A 264-nucleotide genomic window follows, 5' to 3' on the forward strand; every position below is an offset into this window, starting at 1 on the left:
GGAGTGGCTGTGGACTCATCCGGCAGTATCTATGTGGCAGATCAAGGCAACCACCTCATCCGGAAGATCACGCCGGCGGAGGTGGTAAGCACCTTAGCCGGAACAGGCACAGAGGGTTTTGCAAATGGCCCCGGCACAATGGCACAGTTTCACTACCCCCTCGGAGTGGCTGTGGACTCATCCGGCAATGTCTATGTGGCAGATATTGCCAATCACCTCATCCGGAAAATCACGCCGGCGGGGGTGGTAAGCACCTTTGCCGGC

1 pseudogene is annotated in these 264 nt (G+C 58.0%); it reads left to right on the forward strand.

Annotated features, from left to right (window positions below):
• Nucleotides 1-264, forward strand: a pseudogene (locus S1OALGB6SA_RS06375) (hypothetical protein); the annotation flags it as partial.

Origin of the sequence: Olavius algarvensis spirochete endosymbiont, assembly GCA_900608495.1 — a bacterium.
GTDB lineage: Bacteria > Spirochaetota > Spirochaetia > DSM-2461 > DSM-2461 > UBA2779.